We start from the raw sequence: 20,245 nt of genomic DNA, 5'->3' as shown, positions 1-20,245 counted from the left end.
AGCCACCGCTGGCGTCAGCTGGCGAGTCTGCGCAGCTCGGCGATGGCGGAGGCGGCGTCCTCGGCGGAGTAGACCGCCGAACCGGCGACGAAGGTGTCTGCACCCGCCTCGGCGGCCCGCTGGATCGTCTCGGTGCTGATGCCGCCGTCGACCTGCAGCGCCACGTTCCCGCCCAGGTCATCCACGGCCTGGCGGGCGCGGCGGATCTTCGGCAGGATCAGGTCCAGGAAGCTCTGACCACCGAAGCCTGGCTCCACGGTCATCAGCAGGAGCATGTCCAGCTCTCCGAGCATGTCCAGATACGGCTCGATCCCGGTGGCCGGCTTCAGCGCCATCGCCGATCGGGCGCCCTGGGAGCGCAGCTCGCGGGCGAGCCGGATCGGTGCCTGCGCAGCCTCGGCGTGGAAGGTCACCGATTCGCAGCCGAGTTCGGCGTACTGCGGCGCCCAGGTGTCCGGATCCTCGATCATCAGGTGGATGTCCATGGGCAGCTCGGTGGCCGCGCGCAGGGACTTCACCACCGGCAGTCCGATGGTCAGGTTCGGCACGAAATGGTTGTCCATCACGTCGACGTGTACGGCGTCGGCGGAGCTGATCCGCCTCAGCTCGCTCGCGAGGTTGGCGAAGTCGGCGTTGAGGATGCTGGGGTGGATGCGGGGGCTGATCACAGGGCGATCCTATCGGCCCGGTCATCCGCAGCAGCGTCCGCCTCGGCCGCAGGCGCCTCGGTCTTCGCGTCCACCGGGCGCTGAAGCAGGGCGAAGAACATGGCATCGGTCCCGTGCACATGCGGCCAGAGCTGGACACAGCGTGCGGCGGTCTCGGTGCTGGCGCTGCCCTGTTCATCGCGCAGCAGCGCCGCGCCGGCGTCTTCGGCCGCGGCACGCATCGGCTCGTGGGCGTCGCGCAGCACCAGCTCCGGGTGGCGACGCAGCAGGTCATCGACCTGGATCACGGTCTCGGCCATATGTGGGGAGCAGGTCACATAGGCGAGCAGCCCCCCGGGAGCGAGGACCCCGACGGCGGCGTCGAGGAGCTCCTGCTGGAGTGCAGTGAGCCCGGAGAGGTCCCCGGGGGTGCGCCGCCAGCGGGCCTCCGGGCGGCGTCGCAGAGCACCGAGGCCGGTGCACGGCGCGTCGACCAGGATGCGCTGGAAGCCGGAACCGACCGATGCCTCCGCGATGGTGCGGCCATCGCCGGTGCGCACCGTCCAGGCCTGCGGGTCCACCGCGGCCAGTGCCTTGGTCACGAGCTTCGCGCGGTGGGCGGCGGGCTCATTGGCGAGCACCGAGGCTCCGCGCTGGGCTGCCAGTGCCGCCAGCAGCGCGGCCTTTCCGCCAGGGCCTGCGCAGAGATCGAGCCAGCGCTCCGCGGTGTCTGACTCCCCGGGAAGCTCCGCGTCAGCCAGGGCGCGGGTGACCCACTGGGAGCCGATGTCCTGGACGCGCAGCTGGCCCTCCCGGGTCCCGGGAAGTCGGGCGACGTCGCCGCCGCGGAAGATCGCGGCCCCGGTCAGTGCGGTGGATGCCACGGCGCCGGCCTGCTGTGCACTGCGCAGCCGGTCACCCTCGGCCGGGCTGGTCCCCGGAAGCTCGACCAGATGGACCTCGGGGGCGGCATTGTCGGCGCGCAGCAGCGCCTCGAGCTCGGTGCCGCGGCCGTGCAGGCGCAGTGACTGGCGGAGCGCACGCACCACCCAGGCGGGGTGGGCGTGGGTCAGCGCGAGCGCGTCGTCGCCGCTGAGCTTGCGATCGGCGGAGAGCTTCTCGGTCCATTCGCTCAGGGTCTTGGCGCTGACCTTGCGCAGCACGGCGTTGACCAGCCCGCTGGGGCCGGCGCCGATCTCGGCGCGCACCAGCGCCACGGTCTCATCCACCGCGGCGTGGGTCTCGACCCGCATGTTCAGCAGCTGATGCGCCCCGAGTCGCAGAGCGTCCAGGACTGGGGAGTCGAGCTCGCCCAGCGGACGGTCCACGCAGGCGCTCAGGATCGCGTCGTAGGTGCCGGTGCCGCGCAGCGTGCCGTAGGTCAGTTCGGTGGCGAAGCCGGCATCACGCTTGTCCAGGCGCTTAGCCCTGATCTCGGCGGGAAGCGTCAGGTTGGCGTAGGCGTCGTCGCGGCTGACCGCGCGCAGCACGGTGAAGGCGGTGAGTCGCGCAGGATCAGCGCGACGCTTGCGCTGTGCGGGTGCCGCGGCGCTGAAGCCGCGTGCCGCCGCACCCTTGCCCTGATCCGCCTTGCCCTGACCGGCGGCGCCCTTTCCGCCGCGGTTGCGTTCGCGGCCCTTCTCGTTCCTGCGACTGGGCGGCTGTCCTGCGTCTCGGCCGCTGTGGCTCATCGGGTGCGCTCTTCCGTGGGGGTCGTGGAGGTCGTCGGGGAGGTGGGTGTGGCGGAGGTGTTCGCGGCGTGGTCTGGGAGCACCTGGTCGGGTCGCTCCTGCTCCGGCCCACCCAGCAGCACCTGGCCGTGCAGGCCGCGGTACCAGTCGGCGGCGTTGAGCATCTGCTTGCCGGCGGGCTGGACGCTGGTGAGCACCACGTCGGCACCGTCGCCGGCGCGGAACCCGATCAGCGCTTGGGCGCCGGGCTGCTCGGGGTCGAGCTGGCGCACCTCGCCGATCGGGGGAGCGGCCTGGACGGGCTCCGGCTCGGCCGGCTGCCCGGGCTGTCCGGGCTGTCCGGACGCATGGGCGGCGTCGGCCTGCCCGGCGTCGGTGATGCCCGGCTCGGGGCGGTAGAGCCTCGCGACGCCGAGCTTGATGCGCTGATCAGCGCTCAGCGTCCAGGCGCCGGGCTCGGGAATGGTCGCATTGATCCGGTGCACCAGCTCCGCGGCCGGGCGGCGCGGGTCGATGAAGGCATCATCGGCAGTGAGCTTCGGCGCGTAGCTGGGCTCACCGACCTGCTCCTCAGGCGTGGAGCTGCCAGAAAGAAGGTCAGGCAGCAGCACCATCAGCAGCGAGGCGCCGAGGACCGTCAGCTCCTCCAGGACCGTGCCGGCGGAGGTGGCGTCATCGATCGGAAAGCTGCAGGTGCCGTGGATCGGTCCGGTGTCCATGCCGCGCTCGAGCTGGAACACCGTGGCGGCGGTCTCGGTCTGGCCGGCGAGCATCGTGTGCGGCACCGGCGCTGCGCCGCGGTGCAGCGGCAGTCGGGAATAGTGCAGGTTCACCCAGCCACGGGCGGGGGCCTGAAGCGCAGCAGTTGGCAGCAGGGCGCCATAGGCGACGACGACGCCGAGCGTGGCCTGAACCGCAGTGAGCTCGGCGGTGACCTCGGCGTCGACGGTGTCGGCCTTGATCACCAGGATGCCGGCCTCTTCGGCCACCTGCGCCACCGGGGAGGGGGTCAGCTTCCGGCGTCGTCCCACCGGGGCGTCAGGTCGGGTGAGCACTGCCGCGACCTCGGCGCCCGAGCGCAGCAGCGTCCGCAGCGCCGTGGCGGCGATCTCAGGGGTGCCGGCGAAGATGATCCGGCCGGGCCCGGGGATGGTGCCGCGCGTCTTGGCGCGGGCCGCGGCCAGGGTTTCTTCGGTGAACTGCTGCATGGTCTGTATCGGCCTTTCAGGAGGCGAAGAAGCTGCTGTGGCTGGACTTGCGGGAACCGAGAGTCTGATCGATGGCCTGGCCGTACTCCCGTGAGCGCAGCGCCCGGGCCGCGGCGACCTTGTCTGCGCCGGTGAGTCGATCCACGAAGAGTCGGCCGTCGAGATGATCCACCTCGTGCTGGAAGCACGCGGCCAGCAGTCCGGTGGCTTCGAGTCGGACCGCGGAGCCGTCGGCGTCGGTGCCGGTGAGCAGCACCTCCTGGGCGCGCGTCACCGGGGCGTAGATGTCGGCCACCGAGAGGCATCCCTCGCGGAGCAGGTTCTCGCCCTCGGCAGCGCCGTGCTCAGGCTCCCGCGCGGTGAAGCTTCGCTCCCCGAGCAGCGTCAGCTCGGGGTTGATCACAACTCCACGCTCTCCGACCACGTCGAAGGTGAAGATCCTGCGGCTCACCCCGACCTGCGGAGCCGCCAGACCGATGCCGGCAACGGCGTCCATGGTCTCGAACATGTCAGCGATGAGCTCCGCCGTGCTGTTGTCCACAGTCTTCACGGGGGCCGCGGGGGTGCGCAGCACCGGATCGCCGATCATGCGGATGCTCAGGACAGTCATGGGGGACATTCTGTCATTGTTCAGCGCCGGAGCCGGCTGGGGCGGGCAGCGGCGGCGGCGCGATCGGACGCAGCGCGGTGCCCGCCGACTCGGCGGATCTGCTGTGCTCCCAGACCTGGCGCAGCGCCCAGAACTTGTGCCAGTGCGATTTCAGCACCGCCGGATTGGCCTGGTTCGGCACCACTTCGGCCTCGGAGACCGCGACCGCCAGCAGGATCGGGTCCTCGCCGTAGGGCCAGGGCTTCCATTCGCCGGCCCTGGCGTCGACCAGCATCTCCTCGGCCTGCATGCCAGCGACCAGCTGCATCACCACGGAGTCGCTCAGCGGCTTGGCGCGACCAGCACGGGTCAGTCCCTTGGTCTTGAAGTCGATGATGCAGGTGCGCCCGCCGATGTCGGCGACCAGATCCAATGTGCCGGCATAGCCCAGGGCGTGGTTCCAGACGGTCACCTCGGCGGCCAGCGGGGTCACGTCGTAGAGCTGCCACCATTCGTCGAAGCGGTCGGCGAAGCTGGTCTCGCGGTGCTCGGCGAGCGCCTCGCGGGCCTCATCGGCGCCGTGAGTCAGCCCCAGGGAGTCGAGCGCCACCTGTTCGGCGTAGTGGTGGACTCGATCCCCGCGGGCGGCGGCGGCGTCACGGAAGCGCTCGGCGGCCGAGGAGGCCTGCCGTGCGAGTCGCTTGAGCTCGGCGGGGGAGCCGACGGCGCTGGCCAGCCGCTCGTCTCCGGCGAGCTCTGCGCTGGCCATGTGCCCTGCCCAGCCGGTCAGGTCCTTGTGCTCCTGCGAGATCACCGTGGTGATCGAGGGCACCTCAGGGGTGCCGCTGAGAGAGCGTGAATACATGCGGCCGTGATCTGTGGCGTGCGCGAGGCTTGGCTGTGTCATCGCCTCCAGTCTGCCACCTGGGTCGGACACGGCCCGGAGTGAGTCGGACCGGGGCGCTGCGGGGCTCAGTCGGAGGCCAGGCCGGTGTCCTGCCGGGGCGCGGGGGCCGGTGCCGCGTCCCGATTGGACGTGCGGGCGAGACCTGCGCTATCGTTTCAAGTCGTTGAAACGCCGCGAAAAACTGCGGTCGGGACAGCACTGCGGATGTAGCTCAGCTGGCTAGAGCATCACCTTGCCATGGTGAGGGTCGCGAGTTCGAATCTCGTCATCCGCTCGTAAGATCAAGCACGTGAGGTATGAGAGGATTCATTATGAGTTCCTCTCAAGGTGTGAGGGCCTGATCAGGCCTTACCACTGAATGTCAGCTCAAGACTCGTCAAGTCGGCGGTTGACTGCGGTGGGGTGGCCGAGTGGCGAGGCAGCGGCCTGCAAAGCCGTTAACGCGGGTTCGATTCCCGTCCCCACCTCGCAGGTGCATCCGGTTCGCCGGACGCGGCGGCGACGAGATGCAGTGACACAGCAGAATGATGGATGCAGCACAGAACGACACGCCACGGTGGTGGAGACACCACGCATAGGCGCGATTAGCGCAGCGGTAGCGCGCTTCCCTGACACGGAAGAGGTCACTGGTTCGATCCCAGTATCGCGCACTGAGTGCAGGAAATGCGGCCGTCCTCCGGGACGGCAGGGCATCCTGAACTCATGCGGATGTAGCTCAGCTGGCTAGAGCACCACCTTGCCATGGTGGGGGTCGCGAGTTCGAATCTCGTCATCCGCTCAGATGGGCCGCCCGGCAGGCGGCAGATGAAGAGGGCCCGAGACCACCAGGTCTCGGGCCCTCTTCTCGTCTCGTCCGCGCCGCCGTGATCCTCCACCCGCGTGATGCTCCAGCCGCGGCGACACCTCACCGGCCGCGACGGCTCAGCCGAACCGATATTTCACCCTCAGCGGCATCGATCCCGTGCGAGACGCGCATGTGGCACACTTGGTGCTACACATTTCGTGCTCCGGGATCGGTGAAAGTCCGAACCGGCGGTCATAGTCCGCGACCCGAATCATGCGCAGTCCGCTGCGCATGGCTTGGTTGAACCGGTGGAATTCCGGTACCGACAGTCACAGTCTGGATGGGAGAAGCACGAGAGTCCGTGTGGCTGTTTCCGCGACCCCGCGAGCCCGCCATTCGTTCTCGACCGACGCCACCGCGGCGTCGGCCTCCCCGGAGTGCGTCGACACGCCGGGAAGGACGATGCGGTGCCAGACGAAGCTGTGATGCACCAGGCCCTCGAGGCGGCCCTCCTCGGCGTTCGCGGAGCCAACCCGCTGGTGGGTGCGATCCTGGTCTCCGCCGAGTCTGAGGTCCTGAGCATCGGTCACCACCGCGGGGCCGGCACCTTCCACGCCGAGCGTGACGCACTGGTCTCCTTCTTCCGTGAGCACCCCGGCGGGGCGGACCTCAGCTCCGCCACCCTGTACTCCACGCTCGAGCCCTGCCGACATCAGGGCCGCCAGCCCGCCTGCACCCAGCTGATCATCGACGCTGGCGTGGGACGTGTGGTCCACGGCGCGGCGGACCCCTCGAGCAACGGCGGGGGAGCCGGTGTGCTGCGGCGCGCCGGCATCGACGTCGTCTCCGGGGTGCTGGCGCAGCAGTGCGAGGCGTTGAACCACCGCTGGGTCGCAGCCGCCCGGCAGGCCCGTCCCTTTGTCACCGCCCATCTGGCGCAGACCCTCGACGGGCGCATCGCCGCCGCAGACGGCACCAGCCAGTGGATCACCTCCAAAGCGGCACGAGACCACACCCACATGGTGCGCAGCCGGACCGACGCGATCCTGGTCGGGACCAACACCGTCGCGGTGGATGACCCCCGGCTCACCGCACGCACCCCCTCCGGGGAGCTCGCCCTGCGTCAGCCGCTGCGGGTGGTGATGGGGATCACTCCGGTGCGTCCGGGGATGAAGCTGACCCAGGGTCTTCCCGAGGGTGACGGCTGGCTGCAGCTGCGCACCCGAGACCCGCTGGCGGCCCTGCAGGAGCTCGCGCAGACCACTCACGGCGGCTACCCGATCAAGCATGTCCTGGTCGAAGGCGGTCAGAGCGTGCTCTCGGCCTTCTTCGCCGCCGATCTCGTCGATGAGGTATTCGCCTACCATGCGCCGCTGCTGCTCGGAACAGGCCGTGACAGCATCGGTGACATCGGTGTGAGAACGCTGAGCGAGGCGCCCCGCTTCGCTCTTGACCCCGCGGAGAGCGGGCCGGTGCAGATCATGGACTCCGATGTCTGTGTGCACCTGCAGCCGAAAGGAGATACATGTTCACCGGAATCGTGACTGGTCTGGGAGAGGTCCTTACACGTCGGTTCGATCCGGCCAAGGGCGTGGAGCGGCTGAGCTTCGCGGCCCCGGGACACACCGAGGGGCTCGGGCTCGGCGGCTCGATCGCCGTCAACGGCGTCTGTGTCTCTGCGGTCGCCATCGAGGCCGAGCAGGTCAGCGTGGAGCTGATCCGCGAGACCCTCTCGCGCACCACGCTGGGACAGCTGAAGGTGGGGGACCCGCTGAACCTTGAACGCTGCCTGCCGTCCGGCGCCCGGCTGGACGGGCACGTGGTGCAGGGACACGTCGACGGACTCGCGCAGCTCATCGAGGCAGATCCCCGGGACGGCCGGCACCGCTTCCTGATCAGCCCCGAGCTGGCGCCGTACATCGCGGAGAAGGGCTCGATCGCGATCAACGGGGTCTCGCTGACCGTCACCGCGGTCTCCGCCCCGGGGGCGACCGACCCCTGGTTCGAGGTCGGCCTGATCCCCACCACGCTGGCCGAGACCACCCTGGGCAGCACCGGGATCGGTGAACAGGTCAACATCGAGGTCGACGTGCTGGCGAAGTACGCCCGCCGGATGCTCCAGTTCGACCAGCACCTCGCCGCTGACCGGACAGCCGCCGTCGCCCCTGCCGCCGCGCCGGACGTCGAATCCGCCGATTCCGCCGCCGAGCCGCGTGCGGCCGATGAGCCGCCCACGACCGACCAGAAGCCGGGGTCGGTGCCCGCGATTCCTCAGCCGGAGACCCCTGCTCCGGTGCTGGACCGGATCGACGTCGCGCTCAACGAGCTCGCCGCGGGGCGCCCGGTGGTCGTCGTCGACGACGCCGATCGGGAGAACGAGGGCGACATCATCTTCCCGGCCGCGATGGCCACGAGCGAGCTGATGGCGCTGACCATCCGCTACACCTCCGGCGTGATCTGCACCCCGATGACCGCTGAACGCGCCGAGCACCTGGGACTGCCCCCGATGGTGGTGGACAACGAGGACCCCAAGGGCACCGCGTACACGATCAGCGCCGACGCGACCATCGGGGTCAGCACCGGGATCAGCGCGGCCGACCGGGCGCTCACCGTGAAGGTGCTGGCAGACTCGGCGAGCACCGCGGCGGACCTCAGCCGCCCGGGGCACATCTTCCCGCTGATCGCCGATCCGCAGGGAGTCCTCGGGCGCGACGGCCACACCGAGGCCGCCGTCGACCTCTGCCGGCTCGCCGGGCTCCCCGAGGTCGGCGTCATCGCCGAGCTGACCCACGACGACGGCCGGATGATGCGCCTGCCCGCGCTGCGCAAGTTCGCCGATGAGCACGAGTATGCGCTGATCTCGATCGCCGATCTGATCGTCTACCGCGGCGGCACCCCCAAGCCGGGCACCGCGATGGACTCGGTGGCCGCCAGCTGGGAGGCGCCCGGCGACGAGCTGTCCAAGCTGGTGACCCCCGGACCGGTGGTCACCCTGCCCACCGATCACGGAGTCTTCGCCGCCCAGGTCTGGACCGAGCACGCCACCGGACACGAGCACATGCTCATCTCCGCCCGCTCCGAGGCTCCCGGTGAGGGCAATGAGGCCACCACGCGGCCGCTGATCCGGATGCACTCGGAGTGCGTCACCGGAGACGTGCTGGGCTCCCGGCGCTGCGACTGCGGCACTCAGCTGGCCTCCGCGCTGGAGTCCATCCAGCACGACGGCGGGCACCTGCTGTATCTGCGCGGCCACGAGGGCCGCGGGATCGGTCTGGCCAACAAGATGCGCGCCTATAAGCTCCAGGAGCAGGGCGCGGACACCGTGGAGGCCAACGAGATGCTGGGGCTGGCCGCGGAGCTGCGCGACTTCTCCGGCGCCGCTGCGATCCTCTACGCCGCCGGCATCCGCCGGCTGCGGCTGATGACGAACAACCCGCTCAAGGTGCAGACCCTGCGCAGCGCCGGGCTCGACGTCGAGCTGGCGCCCTCCACCGGGGTGGTGCACGCGACCAACCGCCGGTACCTGGAGACCAAGCGGGACCGGATGAACCACACGCTGGACCACCTCCAGCTGCACGAGCAGTGAGACGTCACGAACCCTGAGATGTCACGAACAGCGAGATGTCACGAACAGTGACACCTGACCGGCAGTGATCCCCATGACACCGACCACCACAGCAGAGGAGCCCGCATGAGCGGCACCGGAACACCCCAGATCGAGACCTCCGAGCTGGCGGCGCTGCGCACCGCTGCCGCCGAGCAGGACCTGCGCGTCGCCGTCGTCGCCTCGCGCTGGCATGAGGTGGTCATGGACGGGCTGATCGCCGGCTCGCGCCGCTTCTGCGCGGAGATCGGTCTTGAGCACGTCACCGTGATCCGGGCTCCCGGCTCCTTCGAGCTGCCGGTGATCGCCTCCCATGCCGCGAGGAGCTTCGACGTCGTCGTCGCCTTGGGCGTGGTGATCCGCGGCGGGACCCCGCATTTCGACTATGTCTGCACCGCCGCCACCGACGGTCTGAGCCAGGTCGCGCTGAGCACCGGCACCCCGGTCGGCTTCGGACTGCTCACCTGCGACGACGAGGCGCAGGCGCTGGACCGCGCCGGTCTGGAGGGCTCCAAGGAGGACAAGGGCTTCGAGGCGGCCCACGCCGCCGTCGCCGCAGCCGTGGAGATCGCCGCGCTGAACCGGTGAGATACCCTGGAGCGGTGAAAACCTTCGATCAGCTCTACGCCGAACTTGCCCAGAAGGCCGAGACCCGTCCGGAGGGTTCAGGCACCGTCGCAGCCCTCGATGCAGGCGTCCATCAGATCGGCAAGAAGGTCGTCGAAGAGGCCGCCGAGGTCTGGATGGCGGCCGAGTATCAGAGTGATGCGGAGACCGCCGAGGAGATCTCCCAGCTGCTCTACCATCTGCAGGTCATGATGATCGCCAAGGGCATCGCTCCCGAGGACGTCTACAAGTACCTCTGAACCTCCCGGGCGAGTTCGCCGACACCGCCGTCACCTGCACACGAAAAGACGAGATCCCTATGCTGCGCATTGCTGTTCCGAACAAGGGCGCCCTCTCCGAGGCCGCCATGGAGATGCTCTCCGAGGCTGGCTACGTCCAGCGCCGCGACCGGCGCGAACTGGTCATGCTCGATGAGGAGAACGGGGTGGAGTTCTTCTACCTGCGGCCCCGCGACATCGCCGTCTACGTCGGCGCCGGCACCCTCGACGTCGGCCTGACCGGCCGCGACCTCTTCCAGGACGCCCGGGTGGACCACGGCGCCGAAGAGGTCCTCGGGCTGGGCTTCGGCAAGTCCACCTTCCGCCTGGCCGGACCCGCCGGACGATTCACCAGCGCCGCAGACCTCGCCGGCACCCGGGTGGCCACCAGCTACGACGGCCTGCTGGCCCAGTGGTTCCAGGACCAGGGCGTGCCCGACGTCGAGGTCGTCCACCTCGACGGCGCGGTCGAGACCTCCGTGCGGCTCGGCGTGGCCGACGCCATCGCCGACGTGGTCGAGACCGGCAACACGCTCAAGGCCGCCGGGATGGAGACCTTCGGCGAGCCGATCATGCGCTCCGAGGCGATCCTGATCTCCGGCCGCGACCAGCACCCCGAGGGCCTGGACCGGCTCATCCGCCGTCTGCAGGGCGTGATGGTCGCCGCCCAGTACGTGATGATGGACTACGACGTGCACCGGGACCTGCTGCCGGCGGCCGCCGCGATCACCCCGGGCCTGGAATCGCCGACCATCTCTCCGCTGGCGGACGAGAACTGGGTGGCCGTGCGCTCGATGGTCCCCGCCAAGAAGACCAACCAGCTGATGGACGAGCTCTACGAGCTCGGCGCCCGCGCGATCCTGGTCTCCTCCATCCACGCCTGCCGCATCTGATCGCGGGACAGCAGATGACACTTTCAATCCGAGTCATCCCCTGTCTCGACGTCGACGCCGGTCGCGTGGTCAAGGGGGTCAACTTCGAGAACCTCCGCGACGCCGGTGACCCGGTGGAGCTGGCCCACCGCTACAACCGGGCCGGCGCCGACGAGCTGACCTTCCTCGACGTCACCGCCTCCTCGGCCGACCGGGAGACCACCTACGACGTGGTCACCCGCACCGCCGAAGAGGTCTTCATCCCGCTCACCGTCGGCGGAGGCATCCGCTCGCCCCAAGATGTGGACCGGCTGCTGCGCACCGGGGCCGACAAGGTCTCGATCAACACCGCCGCGGTGTCCCGCCCCGAGGTGATCAACGAGATCGTCGGCCGCTTCGGCAACCAGGTCCTGGTGCTCTCCCTCGACGCCCGGCGCAGCGACGCCACCGAATCCGGCTTCGAGGTCACCACCCACGGCGGCCGCACCGGCACCGGGATCGACGCGCTGGCGTGGTGCCGCGACGCGGCCGAGCGCGGGGTGGGGGAGATCCTGCTGAACTCCATCGACGCCGACGGCACCCGCGACGGCTTCGACACCGAGATGATCTCCGCGGTGCGCGCGGTGACCCGGGTCCCGCTGATCGCCTCCGGCGGCGCCGGAGTCCCGGCCCACTTCCCGCCCGCCATCGCGGCCGGCGCCGATGCGGTGCTGGCCGCCTCGATGTTCCACTTCGGGCCCGATGACATGATCGCCCAGGTCAAAGACGCCATTCGATCCGCCGGATACCCGGTGAGATGAGGTCCGCATGAGCAGCAGCGAAGAAGCCGAGATGCCACTCCTCCCACGGGCGGTGCGCGAGGCCGTGCGCTTCAACGCCGACGGACTCGTGCCGGTGATCACCCAGGACGCCGAGACCTCCGAGGTGCTGATGCTGGCCTGGATGAACGAGGAGGCGCTGGGGATCACCCTGGCCACCCGACAGGGCGTCTACTTCTCCCGGTCCCGCCAGGAGCTCTGGCGCAAGGGTGCGACCTCCGGCAACGTGCAGCAGGTGGTCTCGCTCGCGCTGGACTGCGACGGCGACACCGTGCTGATGCGGGTCCAGCAGTCCGGACCGGCCTGCCACACCGGCACCACCGCCTGTTTCACCGGACGGGAGATCACCGATGCATGACCTCGGCACCGTGGTCCCCGGAGCGAAGGAGTTCCTCGAGCTGGCCCACGATCACCGGGTGATCCCGGTGTCCATGACGCTGCTCGCCGACTCCCACACCCCGCTGAGCATCTACCGGGCGCTGGCCACCGACGACGCCGGAGCCGCCCGCCCGGGCACCTTCCTGATGGAGTCCGCCGCCCCCGGCGCCGCCTGGTCCCGGCACTCCTTCATCGGCGTGAGCTCCTCCGCCACGCTCAGCGAGAAGGACGGCGCCGCACACTGGATCGGGGAGCCCCCGGTCGGGACTCCGCGCGAGGGCACCACCGCCGCGGTGCTGCGCGACACCCTGGACTTCCTCTCCGGCACCGCCACGCACAGCCCGGACGCCGCCACGCACAGCCCGGACGCCGCCACGCACAGCCCGGACGCCGCCACGCACAGCCCGGACGCCGCCACGCACAGCCCGGACGGCACCGCCGCTGGAGCCGCCGAGGCCGCCGCACGCGCGACCCCGGGTCGGCCCTTCATCGAGGAGCTGCCGCACCTGACTTCGGGCCTGGTCGGCTACGCCGGCTGGGACGTCATCCGACACTGGGAGAAGCTGCCCCACCCGCCCACCGACGACCTCCACGTCCCGGAGATGGCGATGAACCTGGTCTCGGACCTCGCGGTGCATGACAACCGCGACGGCACCGTCACCCTGGTGGCCAACGCGATCAACTTCGACGGCCAGGACACCGGCGCCGAGGGAGCCTACGCCGACGCCGTCGCCCGGCTGCACCGGATGAGCGCGACGCTCGCCGAACCGGTCGCACCGGTGATCTCCACCGCCCAGCCGCACTGGGGTGCGGCCGTGAAGCAGGACCTCACCGACCGGGTCGTCCACGCCTGGGACCAGAACGAATACCTGGCCACCCTGGGCAAGGCCAAGCAGGCCATCATCGACGGCGAGGTCTTCCAGATCGTGGTCTCCCGACGTTTCGAGGTCGAGACCGACGTCGACGCCCTCGCCGTCTATCGGATGCTGCGGCTGCTGAACCCCAGCCCGTACATGTACCTGATGCACTTCGAGACCCCCGACGGCGAGCCCTACCAGCTCGTCGGGGCCTCCCCGGAGGCGCTGGTCACCGTGGAGGACACCACCGTGATCACCCACCCGATCGCCGGCACCCGCCCCCGCGGGGAGACCCCGAGGCAGGATGCTGAGCTCGCCGAGGACCTGCTGGCGGACCAGAAGGAGCGCGCCGAGCACATCATGCTGGTGGACCTGGCGCGCAACGACCTGGCCAAGGTCTGCGTTCCCGGCTCGGTCCAGGTCACCCGGTTCATGGCGGTGGAGCGCTTCAGCCACGTGATGCACCTGACCAGCCACGTGCAGGGCGAACTCGCACCCGAGCACAGCGCCTATGACGTGCTCTCCGCGACCTTCCCCGCCGGCACGCTCTCCGGGGCGCCGAAGCCGCGCGCGCTGCAGCTGCTCGACGCCTGGGAGCCCACCCGGCGCGGGATCTACGGGGGAGTGGTCGGCTACTTCGACCTCTCCGGACGGATGGACGCCGCCATCGCGATCCGCTCCGCGCTGCTGAAGGGCGGTCGGGCCTACGTGCAGGCCGGCGGAGGCATCGTGGCCGATTCCGACGACGACGCCGAACGTGAGGAAACCGTGAACAAGGCCGCCGCACCGCTGCGCGCGGTGCTGGCCGCCGATCGTCTGGAGCACACATGAGCAAGACCACCCCGTCCCCGGAGAACCCCGGCCCCGAAGGCCGCGGCTCCTCGATCGCCTCGCGACTCCGCAGGATCATGACACGTCGCGGCGTGGTGCTGATGTCCCTGCTCGGCGGCGCGCTGCTGCTGATCTCATCCACCATGACCTGGGTGCACGCCTACGGCCTGGGCTCCACCTCCACGGTCCAGGAAGTGGCCATCACCGGCGCCGAGCTGGTCGAGACCGTCACCGCCATGGGCCTGGTCGGGCTCGCCGCAGGCGTCGCGGTCACGATCGCGAAGCGGCTGGGCCGCGTCGTCATCGGCTCGGTGCTCTTCGGCGCCGCCGTCATCGCGCTGCTGGCCATCCGCTCGGTGCTCGCGGACCCGGCCAATGCGGCCTCCGCGGCGCTGGGCGACATCACCGGCACCACCGCCGACGCCGCGCGCTACGAGCTGAGCATGGCCGTCTGGTTGGGCTTCATCGGCGCGCTGCTGCTGCTCATCGCCTCGCTCGCGCTGCTGGTCGTCTCCCATCGCTGGCCGGACCGCAAGTCCCGCAGATACCAGGTCAGCACCGCCGAGGACGGCGCTCAGGGCCAGCTCGACGGTGATGCCCCCGACGGCGGGGCGGTCGAGGCCGGCCAGGAGGGCACCTCACAGACTCAGGCCGCGAAGCGCGGTGACGGCGGCCCCGAGTCCGGACCCGACGAGTTCGACCTCTGGGACGGGCTCTCCGACGGCCAGGACCCCACAGACCCCCGCCGCTGAAACCCCGGCGGCCCTGGTCGCTGAAGGTTTCGCGTCGCGACGTCACCGACGACGAGGCGCATCCATACGTGGCAGAATGGGTCGCAGAATTGAATGAGCACTGCCGCACGTTCTAGAGAGGACCAGAATGGCCAACACCAATGCTCTGCGCGACACCGAGCCAGCTCCCGGCGAGAAGATCGATGATGAGTTCATCCATCACGATCACATCGGCCACGGCTCCACCCCTGCAGCCTGGGCGCTGAGCCTCACCCTCATCGTCGGTTCGATCATCGCCGGGCTCGGCATGGTGCTCGAGGTCTGGGTGTTGGTCTGGATCTCGATCCTCTTCCTCCCGCTGGCGATCATCCTGGGCCTCGTGCTCAAGGCCAAGGGCTACGGCGTGGAGATGGATTCCACAGCGGTGCTCAAGAACGGCGAGAGCGCCCGTGCCCACCAGGGTCCGGCCAGCCCGGACAACACCCGCGGCGGCAAGGACAAGCGGCGGCCAGAAACCGCCGCACGCTGAATGGTGAGCGTCCTCGACTCGATCATTGCAGGGGTCCGCGAAGACCTCCAGGCGCGCCGCGCCTCGGTTCCGCATGAGCAGATCGTCGCAGCGGCGGCCGCTGCGCCTCCCGCGCTCGACGCCCATGCCGCGCTCCTGGCGGGACGCGAGGACCCGCACGGCGTGCGGATCATCGCCGAGGTGAAGCGCTCCTCACCCTCGAAGGGTGCGCTGGCCGAGATCCCCGATCCGGCCAAGCTCGCCCGGTCCTACCAGGACGGCGGGGCCGCAGTGATCAGCGTGCTCACCGAAGGACGGCGCTTCAACGGCAGCCTGGCCGACCTCGACGCGGTGCGCGCCGCCGTGGAGATCCCGGTGCTGCGCAAAGACTTCATGGTCGAGGAGTACCAGTTCTACGAGGCCCGCGCCCACGGCGCGGACCTGGTGCTGCTCATCGTCGCGGCCCTCGACGACGACACGCTGCGTGACTTCCTCGCCCTGACCCACGACCTGGGCATGGAAGCCCTGGTCGAGGCGCACACCGAGGAAGAGATCGCGCGCGCCGTCGCGCTGGGCGCCAAGATCGTCGGAGTCAACGTGCGCAACCTCAAGACCCTGGAGGTCGACGTCGCGCACTACGCCACGATGGCCCAGCACCTGCCCGAGGATGTGGTGCGGATCGCCGAATCCGGCGTGACCTCCGCGCAGGTGGTCGCCGACTACTCCGCCCAGGGCGCCGACGCCGTCCTGGTCGGAGAGGCCCTGGTCAAGGACGGCGAGCCGGAGACGGCGCTGCGCAGCTTCCGCACCGCAAGCCTCGTCTGAGCTTCGTCCACGCAGAGCTTCAGCAGGTCTGAGCATCCGCCCTTCTCGGGCGACGCAGAATTCCACCGGCGCCGTGCTGGATGACCAGAGCGGCGGAGAACATCGAGGAGAGACCATGAGCGCTCCCGCTGAGGAGACACAGAAGTACCGCGACCACGAAGGGCCCTATTTCGGGAACTTCGGCGGACGCTGGATGCCGGAATCGCTCGTCGCCGCCCTTGATGAGGTGGAACAGACCTTCCGTGAGGCGAAGCAGGATCCGGAGTTCCTCGCCGAGGTCCACCGCCTCGGCCGGGACTACACCGGGCGCCCCTCGCTGCTGACCGAGGTCTCACGCTTCGCCGCCGAGGCCGGCCCCGCCCGGATCTTCCTCAAGCGCGAGGACCTCAACCACACCGGCTCGCACAAGATCAACAACGTGCTGGGTCAGGCGCTGCTCGCCAAGCGCATGGGCAAGACCCGGCTGATCGCCGAGACCGGCGCAGGCCAGCACGGCGTCGCCACCGCCACCGCCGCCGCGCTGATGGGCATGGACTGTGTGGTCTACATGGGCTCCGAGGACACCCGCCGGCAGGCGCTGAACGTGGCCCGGATGCGGCTGCTCGGCGCCGAGGTGATCCCGGTGGACCACGGCGCGAAGACGTTGAAGGACGCCATCAACGAGGCGCTGCGCGACTGGGTGGCCTCGGTGGAGCACACCCACTACCTGCTGGGCACCGTGGCCGGCCCGCACCCGTTCCCCGAGATGGTCCGCTGGTTCCACCAGGTGATCGGCGACGAGGCCCGTGAACAGATCCTCGCCATGGAAGGACGCCTGCCCGACGCCGTGGCGGCCTGCGTGGGCGGCGGCTCGAATGCGATGGGCCTCTTCCACGGGTTCCTCGACGATCCCGAGGTGGCGCTCTACGGCTTCGAGGCCGGCGGCGACGGGATCGAGACCGGCCGGCACGCCTCGGCCATCACGCTGGGCCGCTCCGGCGTGCTGCACGGTGCGCGTTCCTTCCTGATGCAGGACGAGGACGGCCAGACCGTGGACTCACATTCGATCTCCGCCGGCCTGGACTACCCCTCGGTCGGTCCTGAGCACGCGTACCTCGCCGAGACCGGACGCGCCATCTACGAGCCGGTGACCGACGCCGAGTGCATGGCCTCCTTCGAGCTGCTCTGCCGCACCGAAGGCATCATCCCTGCCATCGAATCGGCGCACGCGCTGGCCGGTGCGGCCCGGCTCTCCCGCAAATGGGGCGCGGACGGCGAAGGCAAGATCATCATCATCAACCTCTCCGGGCGCGGCGACAAGGACGTGGAGACCGCCGCCGAATGGTTCCGGCTGCTCCCGGGCCAGGCCAACGACCCGATCGCCGAAGCCGAGGCGCAGCAGCGCACCGGCGACAGCGCCTCCGAAGCACCCGAGACGGGAGTCCAGTCATGAGCACCGAAGCCACCCCCGCCCAGTCGAGCGCACCGGTGTCCCAGGCCACCTCCACGACCGCCCCATCCACCATCGCCCCCTCCAAGACCGCGGACGCGATCGAGGCCGCCCGCGCGCAGGGCCGGGCCGCCTTCATCGGCTACCTGCCGGCCGGCTACCCGGACAAGGAGACCTCCATCGCGGCCGCCATCGAGCTGGCTCGCAACGGCGCCGACGTGATCGAGATCGGGGTTCCCTACTCCGATCCGGTCATGGACGGCCCGGTCATCCAGCAGGCCACCACCGAGGTGCTGGCCCGTGGATTCCGGCTGCCCGAGGTCTTCGAGATCGTGGCGGCCGTGGTCGAGGCGACCGACGCCGCGGTGCTGGTGATGACGTACTACAACCTGATCGACCGGATGGGCGCCGACGAGTTCGCCCGGCGTCTGGCCGAGGCCGGCGGCGCCGGCGCGATCACCCCGGACCTGATCCCCGATGAGGGCGGCGACTGGATCGCCGCCACCGAGAAGCATGGACTGGACCGGGTGTTCCTCACCGCTCCGACCTCCTCGGCGGAACGGGTGGCGCAGATCGTCTCGGCCTCCCGCGGCTTCGTCTACGGCGTCTCCGTGATGGGCGTGACCGGAGCCCGCGACCAGGTCTCCGACGCCGCGGAACGCGTGGTCAGCGCGGCCCGCGACGCGGGCGCCGAGCGGGTCTGCGTCGGACTCGGGGTCTCCACCCGGGCCCATGTCGAGGAGATCGGCCGCTACGCCGACGGCGTCATCGTGGGCACCGCACTGGTCGCCGCGCTGCGCGACGGCGGCCCCGCCGCCGTGGCCGCCCTGACCGCCGAGCTCACCGGGGCCGAGACGCCTCGATGACTCCACGGACGCCGGCACGGACTCGGATCCGGGAGAGCTTCAACTCCCGGACCGTCTTCATCCTGGCGGCCGTGGGCTCCGCCGTGGGTCTGGGGAACATCTGGCGCTTCCCCTACGTCACCTACGAGAACGGCGGCGGGGCGTTCCTGATCCCCTACCTGATCGCGCTGCTCACCGCCGGGCTGCCGATCCTGCTCTTCGACTACGCCCTGGGCCACCGGTTCCGCGGGTCCCCGCCGCTGGCCTTCAAGCGGCTGCACCGGCACGCCGAGCCGATCGGCTGGATCCAGGTCGGGATCTGCTTCCTGATCTCCATCTACTACGCGGCCATCATCGCCTGGGCGGCCATGTACACCTGGTATTCCTTCACCCAGGCCTGGGGCGATGATGCCGAGAGCTTCTTCTTCACCGAATACCTCCAGTACGACGGGGCGGGCACCGAAGGCTCCGGGCTCTCACTGGACTTCGTGGCGCAGGTGGGATGGCCGCTGATCGCCGTCTGGATGGTGCTGCTCGTCGCGCTTGGGCTCGGCGTGCGGCGCGGCATCGCCCGGGTCTCCATGTATGGGATACCGGTGCTGTTCGTGATGTTCCTGATCCTGGTCGGCTACTCGCTCACCCTCGACGGAGCGCTCACCGGGCTCAACGCCCTGTTCACCCCCGACTGGTCCGCGCTGACCAGCGGCACCGTCTGGATCCAGGCCTACGGACAGATCTTCTTCAGCCTCTCGGTGGGCTTCGGCATCATGATCACCTACGCCTCCTATCTGCGGCGCAGGTCCAACGCCACCGGCTCGGGACTGGTCGTCGGGTTCGCGAACTCCTCCTTCGAGCTGCTCGCCGCCATCGGGGTCTTCTCCGCACTGGGCTTCATCGCCGTCGCCGCGAACACCGCCGTGGACGAGGTCGCCTCCTCCGGGCTCGGGCTGGCCTTCGTCGCCTTCCCGACCATCATCACCGAGGCCCCGGCCTCCGCCCTGCTCGGCGTGCTCTTCTTCGGCTCGCTGACCCTGGCCGGCATCACCTCGCAGATCTCGGTGCTGGAGGTGGCGATCTCCTCGGTCAAGGACAAGACGGGTTGGTCCCGACCGGTGACGGTCGGCCTCGTCGGAGGATCCAGTGCGCTGATCTCCGTGGTGCTGCTCGGCGGGGTCTCCGGGCTCACGGTGCTCGACGTGATCGACGCGTTCTCCAACAACGTGGGCATCGTCGCCGCAGCCTTCATCGCGGTCGTCGCCGTCACCTGGGGCTTCCGACGCCTCGATGTGCTGGCCGCCGGGATGAACGCCTACGGCTCGATCCGGCTGGGACTGATCTGGAAGTCGCTGATCGGCGTGGTCATCCCGGTGGTCCTGGGCGTGCTCCTGGTGATGGACATCCGCTCCAAGGTCACCGAGGGCTACGGCGGATTCGACACCTGGGTCGTGATGACCTTCGGCTGGGGAGCCCTGGCCTTCGTGGCGGTGGCCGCCGTCGTGATGACCGCTCTGCCCTGGCGAGAAGGCTCCGCGCTGCATGCCGAGGCGCTCGAGGAAGAGCCTGAGACCGAGAACCTCGTCGACCGAGAGGGAGGCATGAGCTGATGGAGACCGACGCACTGATCATGATGATCGTGGCCCTGGCCACGGTCTGGGGCGGCCTCGCAGCCGCCATCGCCCACCTCAGGCGGTACCCGGACCGCTCCTAGGGCCGTTCCTGGGTGCGCCCCGCCCGCTGGTCGCACTGAGCAGGCTCAGGCCATAGACTGCACCGGATCACGAATTCAGCTCGTCCCCAGCTCAGCCGGGGGAGGGTGACCCACCACCGCGAAAGGACA

20 protein-coding genes, 4 tRNA genes and 1 riboswitch are annotated in these 20,245 nt (G+C 69.8%); of the genes, 19 read left to right on the top strand and 5 right to left on the bottom strand.

Annotated features, from left to right (window positions below; translation table 11 throughout):
* Nucleotides 1-14: 14 nt before the first annotated feature.
* From rpe to LTH93_RS02280, 5 genes are read right to left on the bottom strand one after another with little or no spacing between them, the layout of a single operon-like run.
* Nucleotides 15-668 carry a ribulose-phosphate 3-epimerase gene (gene rpe, locus LTH93_RS02300; RefSeq protein WP_241464341.1) on the bottom strand — a complete coding sequence of 218 codons (654 nt, stop codon included), beginning with the start codon at nt 666-668 and terminating at the stop codon, nt 15-17.
* Nucleotides 665-2,338 carry an RsmB/NOP family class I SAM-dependent RNA methyltransferase gene (locus tag LTH93_RS02295; protein ID WP_241469954.1) on the bottom strand — a complete coding sequence of 558 codons (1,674 nt, stop codon included), beginning with the start codon at nt 2,336-2,338 and terminating at the stop codon, nt 665-667. Before LTH93_RS02295 ends, rpe begins: the two co-directional genes overlap by 4 nt.
* Nucleotides 2,335-3,546, bottom strand: a complete 1,212-nt coding sequence (locus LTH93_RS02290; protein ID WP_241469953.1) for a methionyl-tRNA formyltransferase — start codon at nt 3,544-3,546, stop codon at nt 2,335-2,337. Before LTH93_RS02290 ends, LTH93_RS02295 begins: the two co-directional genes overlap by 4 nt.
* A 16-nt stretch (nt 3,547-3,562) precedes the next feature.
* Complete coding sequence (gene def, locus LTH93_RS02285; protein ID WP_241469952.1) at nt 3,563-4,156, bottom strand: peptide deformylase; 594 nt, start codon at nt 4,154-4,156, stop codon at nt 3,563-3,565.
* 13 nt (nt 4,157-4,169) lie between these two features.
* Entirely contained in the window at nt 4,170-5,042 is an 873-nt protein-coding gene (locus tag LTH93_RS02280) for a PD-(D/E)XK nuclease family protein (protein WP_241464345.1), read from the bottom strand.
* A 200-nt stretch (nt 5,043-5,242) separates the two neighbouring features.
* Between LTH93_RS02280 and LTH93_RS02275 the strand changes: the two genes are divergently transcribed.
* The 19 genes from LTH93_RS02275 to LTH93_RS02180 all read left to right on the top strand — a co-directional run bounded on the left by LTH93_RS02275 (nt 5,243) and on the right by LTH93_RS02180 (nt 20,116).
* A tRNA-Gly gene (locus tag LTH93_RS02275) sits at nt 5,243-5,316 on the top strand.
* A 122-nt stretch (nt 5,317-5,438) separates the two neighbouring features.
* Nucleotides 5,439-5,509 (top strand) — tRNA-Cys (locus LTH93_RS02270).
* Between the two features lie 111 nt (nt 5,510-5,620).
* A tRNA-Val gene (locus LTH93_RS02265) sits at nt 5,621-5,692 on the top strand.
* A 54-nt stretch (nt 5,693-5,746) separates the two neighbouring features.
* Nucleotides 5,747-5,820: transfer RNA gene (locus LTH93_RS02260), tRNA-Gly, on the top strand.
* A gap of 220 nt (nt 5,821-6,040) precedes the next feature.
* A riboswitch (FMN riboswitch) is annotated at nt 6,041-6,183 on the top strand.
* A gap of 110 nt (nt 6,184-6,293) precedes the next feature.
* Entirely contained in the window at nt 6,294-7,370 is a 1,077-nt protein-coding gene (ribD, locus tag LTH93_RS02255) for a bifunctional diaminohydroxyphosphoribosylaminopyrimidine deaminase/5-amino-6-(5-phosphoribosylamino)uracil reductase RibD (RefSeq protein WP_241469951.1), read from the top strand.
* The gene (gene ribB / locus LTH93_RS13375; RefSeq protein WP_370642637.1) at nt 7,352-9,412 is read left to right on the top strand and encodes a 3,4-dihydroxy-2-butanone-4-phosphate synthase; all 2,061 of its coding nucleotides are present in this window, start codon (nt 7,352-7,354) and stop codon (nt 9,410-9,412) included. Before ribD ends, ribB begins: the two co-directional genes overlap by 19 nt.
* Before the next feature lie 105 nt (nt 9,413-9,517).
* Nucleotides 9,518-10,018: a 6,7-dimethyl-8-ribityllumazine synthase gene (ribH, locus tag LTH93_RS02240; protein ID WP_241464348.1), complete on the top strand. Its 501-nt coding sequence runs from the start codon at nt 9,518-9,520 to the stop codon at nt 10,016-10,018.
* Between the two features lie 14 nt (nt 10,019-10,032).
* Entirely contained in the window at nt 10,033-10,296 is a 264-nt protein-coding gene (locus LTH93_RS02235; RefSeq protein WP_241464349.1) for a phosphoribosyl-ATP diphosphatase, read from the top strand.
* 59 nt (nt 10,297-10,355) lie between these two features.
* Complete coding sequence (gene hisG, locus LTH93_RS02230; protein WP_241464350.1) at nt 10,356-11,207, top strand: ATP phosphoribosyltransferase; 852 nt, start codon at nt 10,356-10,358, stop codon at nt 11,205-11,207.
* Between the two features lie 14 nt (nt 11,208-11,221).
* Nucleotides 11,222-11,986: an imidazole glycerol phosphate synthase subunit HisF gene (hisF, locus tag LTH93_RS02225; RefSeq protein ID WP_241464351.1), complete on the top strand. Its 765-nt coding sequence runs from the start codon at nt 11,222-11,224 to the stop codon at nt 11,984-11,986.
* Nucleotides 11,987-11,993: 7 nt separating this feature from the next.
* The gene (hisI, locus tag LTH93_RS02220; protein WP_241469950.1) at nt 11,994-12,362 is read left to right on the top strand and encodes a phosphoribosyl-AMP cyclohydrolase; all 369 of its coding nucleotides are present in this window, start codon (nt 11,994-11,996) and stop codon (nt 12,360-12,362) included.
* Nucleotides 12,355-14,070: a chorismate-binding protein gene (locus tag LTH93_RS02215; protein WP_241469949.1), complete on the top strand. Its 1,716-nt coding sequence runs from the start codon at nt 12,355-12,357 to the stop codon at nt 14,068-14,070. Before hisI ends, LTH93_RS02215 begins: the two co-directional genes overlap by 8 nt.
* Nucleotides 14,067-14,822, top strand: a complete 756-nt coding sequence (locus LTH93_RS02210; RefSeq protein ID WP_241469948.1) for a Trp biosynthesis-associated membrane protein — start codon at nt 14,067-14,069, stop codon at nt 14,820-14,822. The genes LTH93_RS02215 and LTH93_RS02210 overlap by 4 nt, the downstream gene beginning before the upstream one ends.
* A gap of 127 nt (nt 14,823-14,949) precedes the next feature.
* Nucleotides 14,950-15,330 carry an HGxxPAAW family protein gene (locus tag LTH93_RS02205; protein ID WP_241464355.1) on the top strand — a complete coding sequence of 127 codons (381 nt, stop codon included), beginning with the start codon at nt 14,950-14,952 and terminating at the stop codon, nt 15,328-15,330.
* Nucleotides 15,331-16,134, top strand: coding sequence for an indole-3-glycerol phosphate synthase TrpC (gene trpC / locus LTH93_RS02200; RefSeq protein ID WP_241469947.1), 804 nt, complete (start codon nt 15,331-15,333; stop codon nt 16,132-16,134). It abuts the gene before it with no gap.
* A 115-nt stretch (nt 16,135-16,249) separates the two neighbouring features.
* Nucleotides 16,250-17,566, top strand: coding sequence for a tryptophan synthase subunit beta (gene trpB / locus LTH93_RS02195; RefSeq protein WP_241469946.1), 1,317 nt, complete (start codon nt 16,250-16,252; stop codon nt 17,564-17,566).
* Nucleotides 17,563-18,429 carry a tryptophan synthase subunit alpha gene (trpA, locus tag LTH93_RS02190; protein WP_241469945.1) on the top strand — a complete coding sequence of 289 codons (867 nt, stop codon included), beginning with the start codon at nt 17,563-17,565 and terminating at the stop codon, nt 18,427-18,429. Before trpB ends, trpA begins: the two co-directional genes overlap by 4 nt.
* Nucleotides 18,426-20,012 (top strand): sodium-dependent transporter, encoded by a 1,587-nt coding sequence (locus tag LTH93_RS02185; protein ID WP_241464359.1) that lies wholly within the window; start codon nt 18,426-18,428, stop codon nt 20,010-20,012. The genes trpA and LTH93_RS02185 overlap by 4 nt, the downstream gene beginning before the upstream one ends.
* A complete protein-coding gene (locus tag LTH93_RS02180) occupies nt 20,012-20,116 on the top strand; it encodes a methionine/alanine import family NSS transporter small subunit (protein ID WP_241464360.1) in 105 nt (34 codons plus the stop codon). Before LTH93_RS02185 ends, LTH93_RS02180 begins: the two co-directional genes overlap by 1 nt.
* The last annotated feature ends 129 nt before the right edge of the window (nt 20,117-20,245 follow it).

The sequence above is a fragment of the Nesterenkonia sp. DZ6 genome, assembly GCF_022565835.1.
Classification (GTDB): domain Bacteria; phylum Actinomycetota; class Actinomycetes; order Actinomycetales; family Micrococcaceae; genus Nesterenkonia.
Note: the sequence above shows the minus strand (reverse complement) of the source record. Positions and strands in the feature narration are given on the sequence as shown.

What these genes read in the sequence shown, in the direction of transcription:
- LTH93_RS02295 (WP_241469954.1), bottom strand. Translation starts at nt 2,338, where the DNA reads ATGAGCCACAGCGGCCGAGACGCAGGACAGCCGCCCAGTCGCAGGAAC.
- LTH93_RS02290 (WP_241469953.1), bottom strand. Translation starts at nt 3,546, where the DNA reads ATGCAGCAGTTCACCGAAGAAACCCTGGCCGCGGCCCGCGCCAAGACG.
- def (WP_241469952.1), bottom strand. Translation starts at nt 4,156, where the DNA reads ATGACTGTCCTGAGCATCCGCATGATCGGCGATCCGGTGCTGCGCACC.
- LTH93_RS02280 (WP_241464345.1), bottom strand. Translation starts at nt 5,042, where the DNA reads ATGACACAGCCAAGCCTCGCGCACGCCACAGATCACGGCCGCATGTAT.
- ribB (WP_370642637.1), top strand. Translation starts at nt 7,352, where the DNA reads ATGTTCACCGGAATCGTGACTGGTCTGGGAGAGGTCCTTACACGTCGG.
- ribH (WP_241464348.1), top strand. Translation starts at nt 9,518, where the DNA reads ATGAGCGGCACCGGAACACCCCAGATCGAGACCTCCGAGCTGGCGGCG.
- hisG (WP_241464350.1), top strand. Translation starts at nt 10,356, where the DNA reads ATGCTGCGCATTGCTGTTCCGAACAAGGGCGCCCTCTCCGAGGCCGCC.
- hisF (WP_241464351.1), top strand. Translation starts at nt 11,222, where the DNA reads ATGACACTTTCAATCCGAGTCATCCCCTGTCTCGACGTCGACGCCGGT.
- hisI (WP_241469950.1), top strand. Translation starts at nt 11,994, where the DNA reads ATGAGCAGCAGCGAAGAAGCCGAGATGCCACTCCTCCCACGGGCGGTG.
- LTH93_RS02215 (WP_241469949.1), top strand. Translation starts at nt 12,355, where the DNA reads ATGCATGACCTCGGCACCGTGGTCCCCGGAGCGAAGGAGTTCCTCGAG.
- LTH93_RS02210 (WP_241469948.1), top strand. Translation starts at nt 14,067, where the DNA reads ATGAGCAAGACCACCCCGTCCCCGGAGAACCCCGGCCCCGAAGGCCGC.
- LTH93_RS02205 (WP_241464355.1), top strand. Translation starts at nt 14,950, where the DNA reads ATGGCCAACACCAATGCTCTGCGCGACACCGAGCCAGCTCCCGGCGAG.
- trpC (WP_241469947.1), top strand. Translation starts at nt 15,331, where the DNA reads ATGGTGAGCGTCCTCGACTCGATCATTGCAGGGGTCCGCGAAGACCTC.
- trpB (WP_241469946.1), top strand. Translation starts at nt 16,250, where the DNA reads ATGAGCGCTCCCGCTGAGGAGACACAGAAGTACCGCGACCACGAAGGG.
- trpA (WP_241469945.1), top strand. Translation starts at nt 17,563, where the DNA reads ATGAGCACCGAAGCCACCCCCGCCCAGTCGAGCGCACCGGTGTCCCAG.
- LTH93_RS02185 (WP_241464359.1), top strand. Translation starts at nt 18,426, where the DNA reads ATGACTCCACGGACGCCGGCACGGACTCGGATCCGGGAGAGCTTCAAC.
- LTH93_RS02180 (WP_241464360.1), top strand. Translation starts at nt 20,012, where the DNA reads ATGGAGACCGACGCACTGATCATGATGATCGTGGCCCTGGCCACGGTC.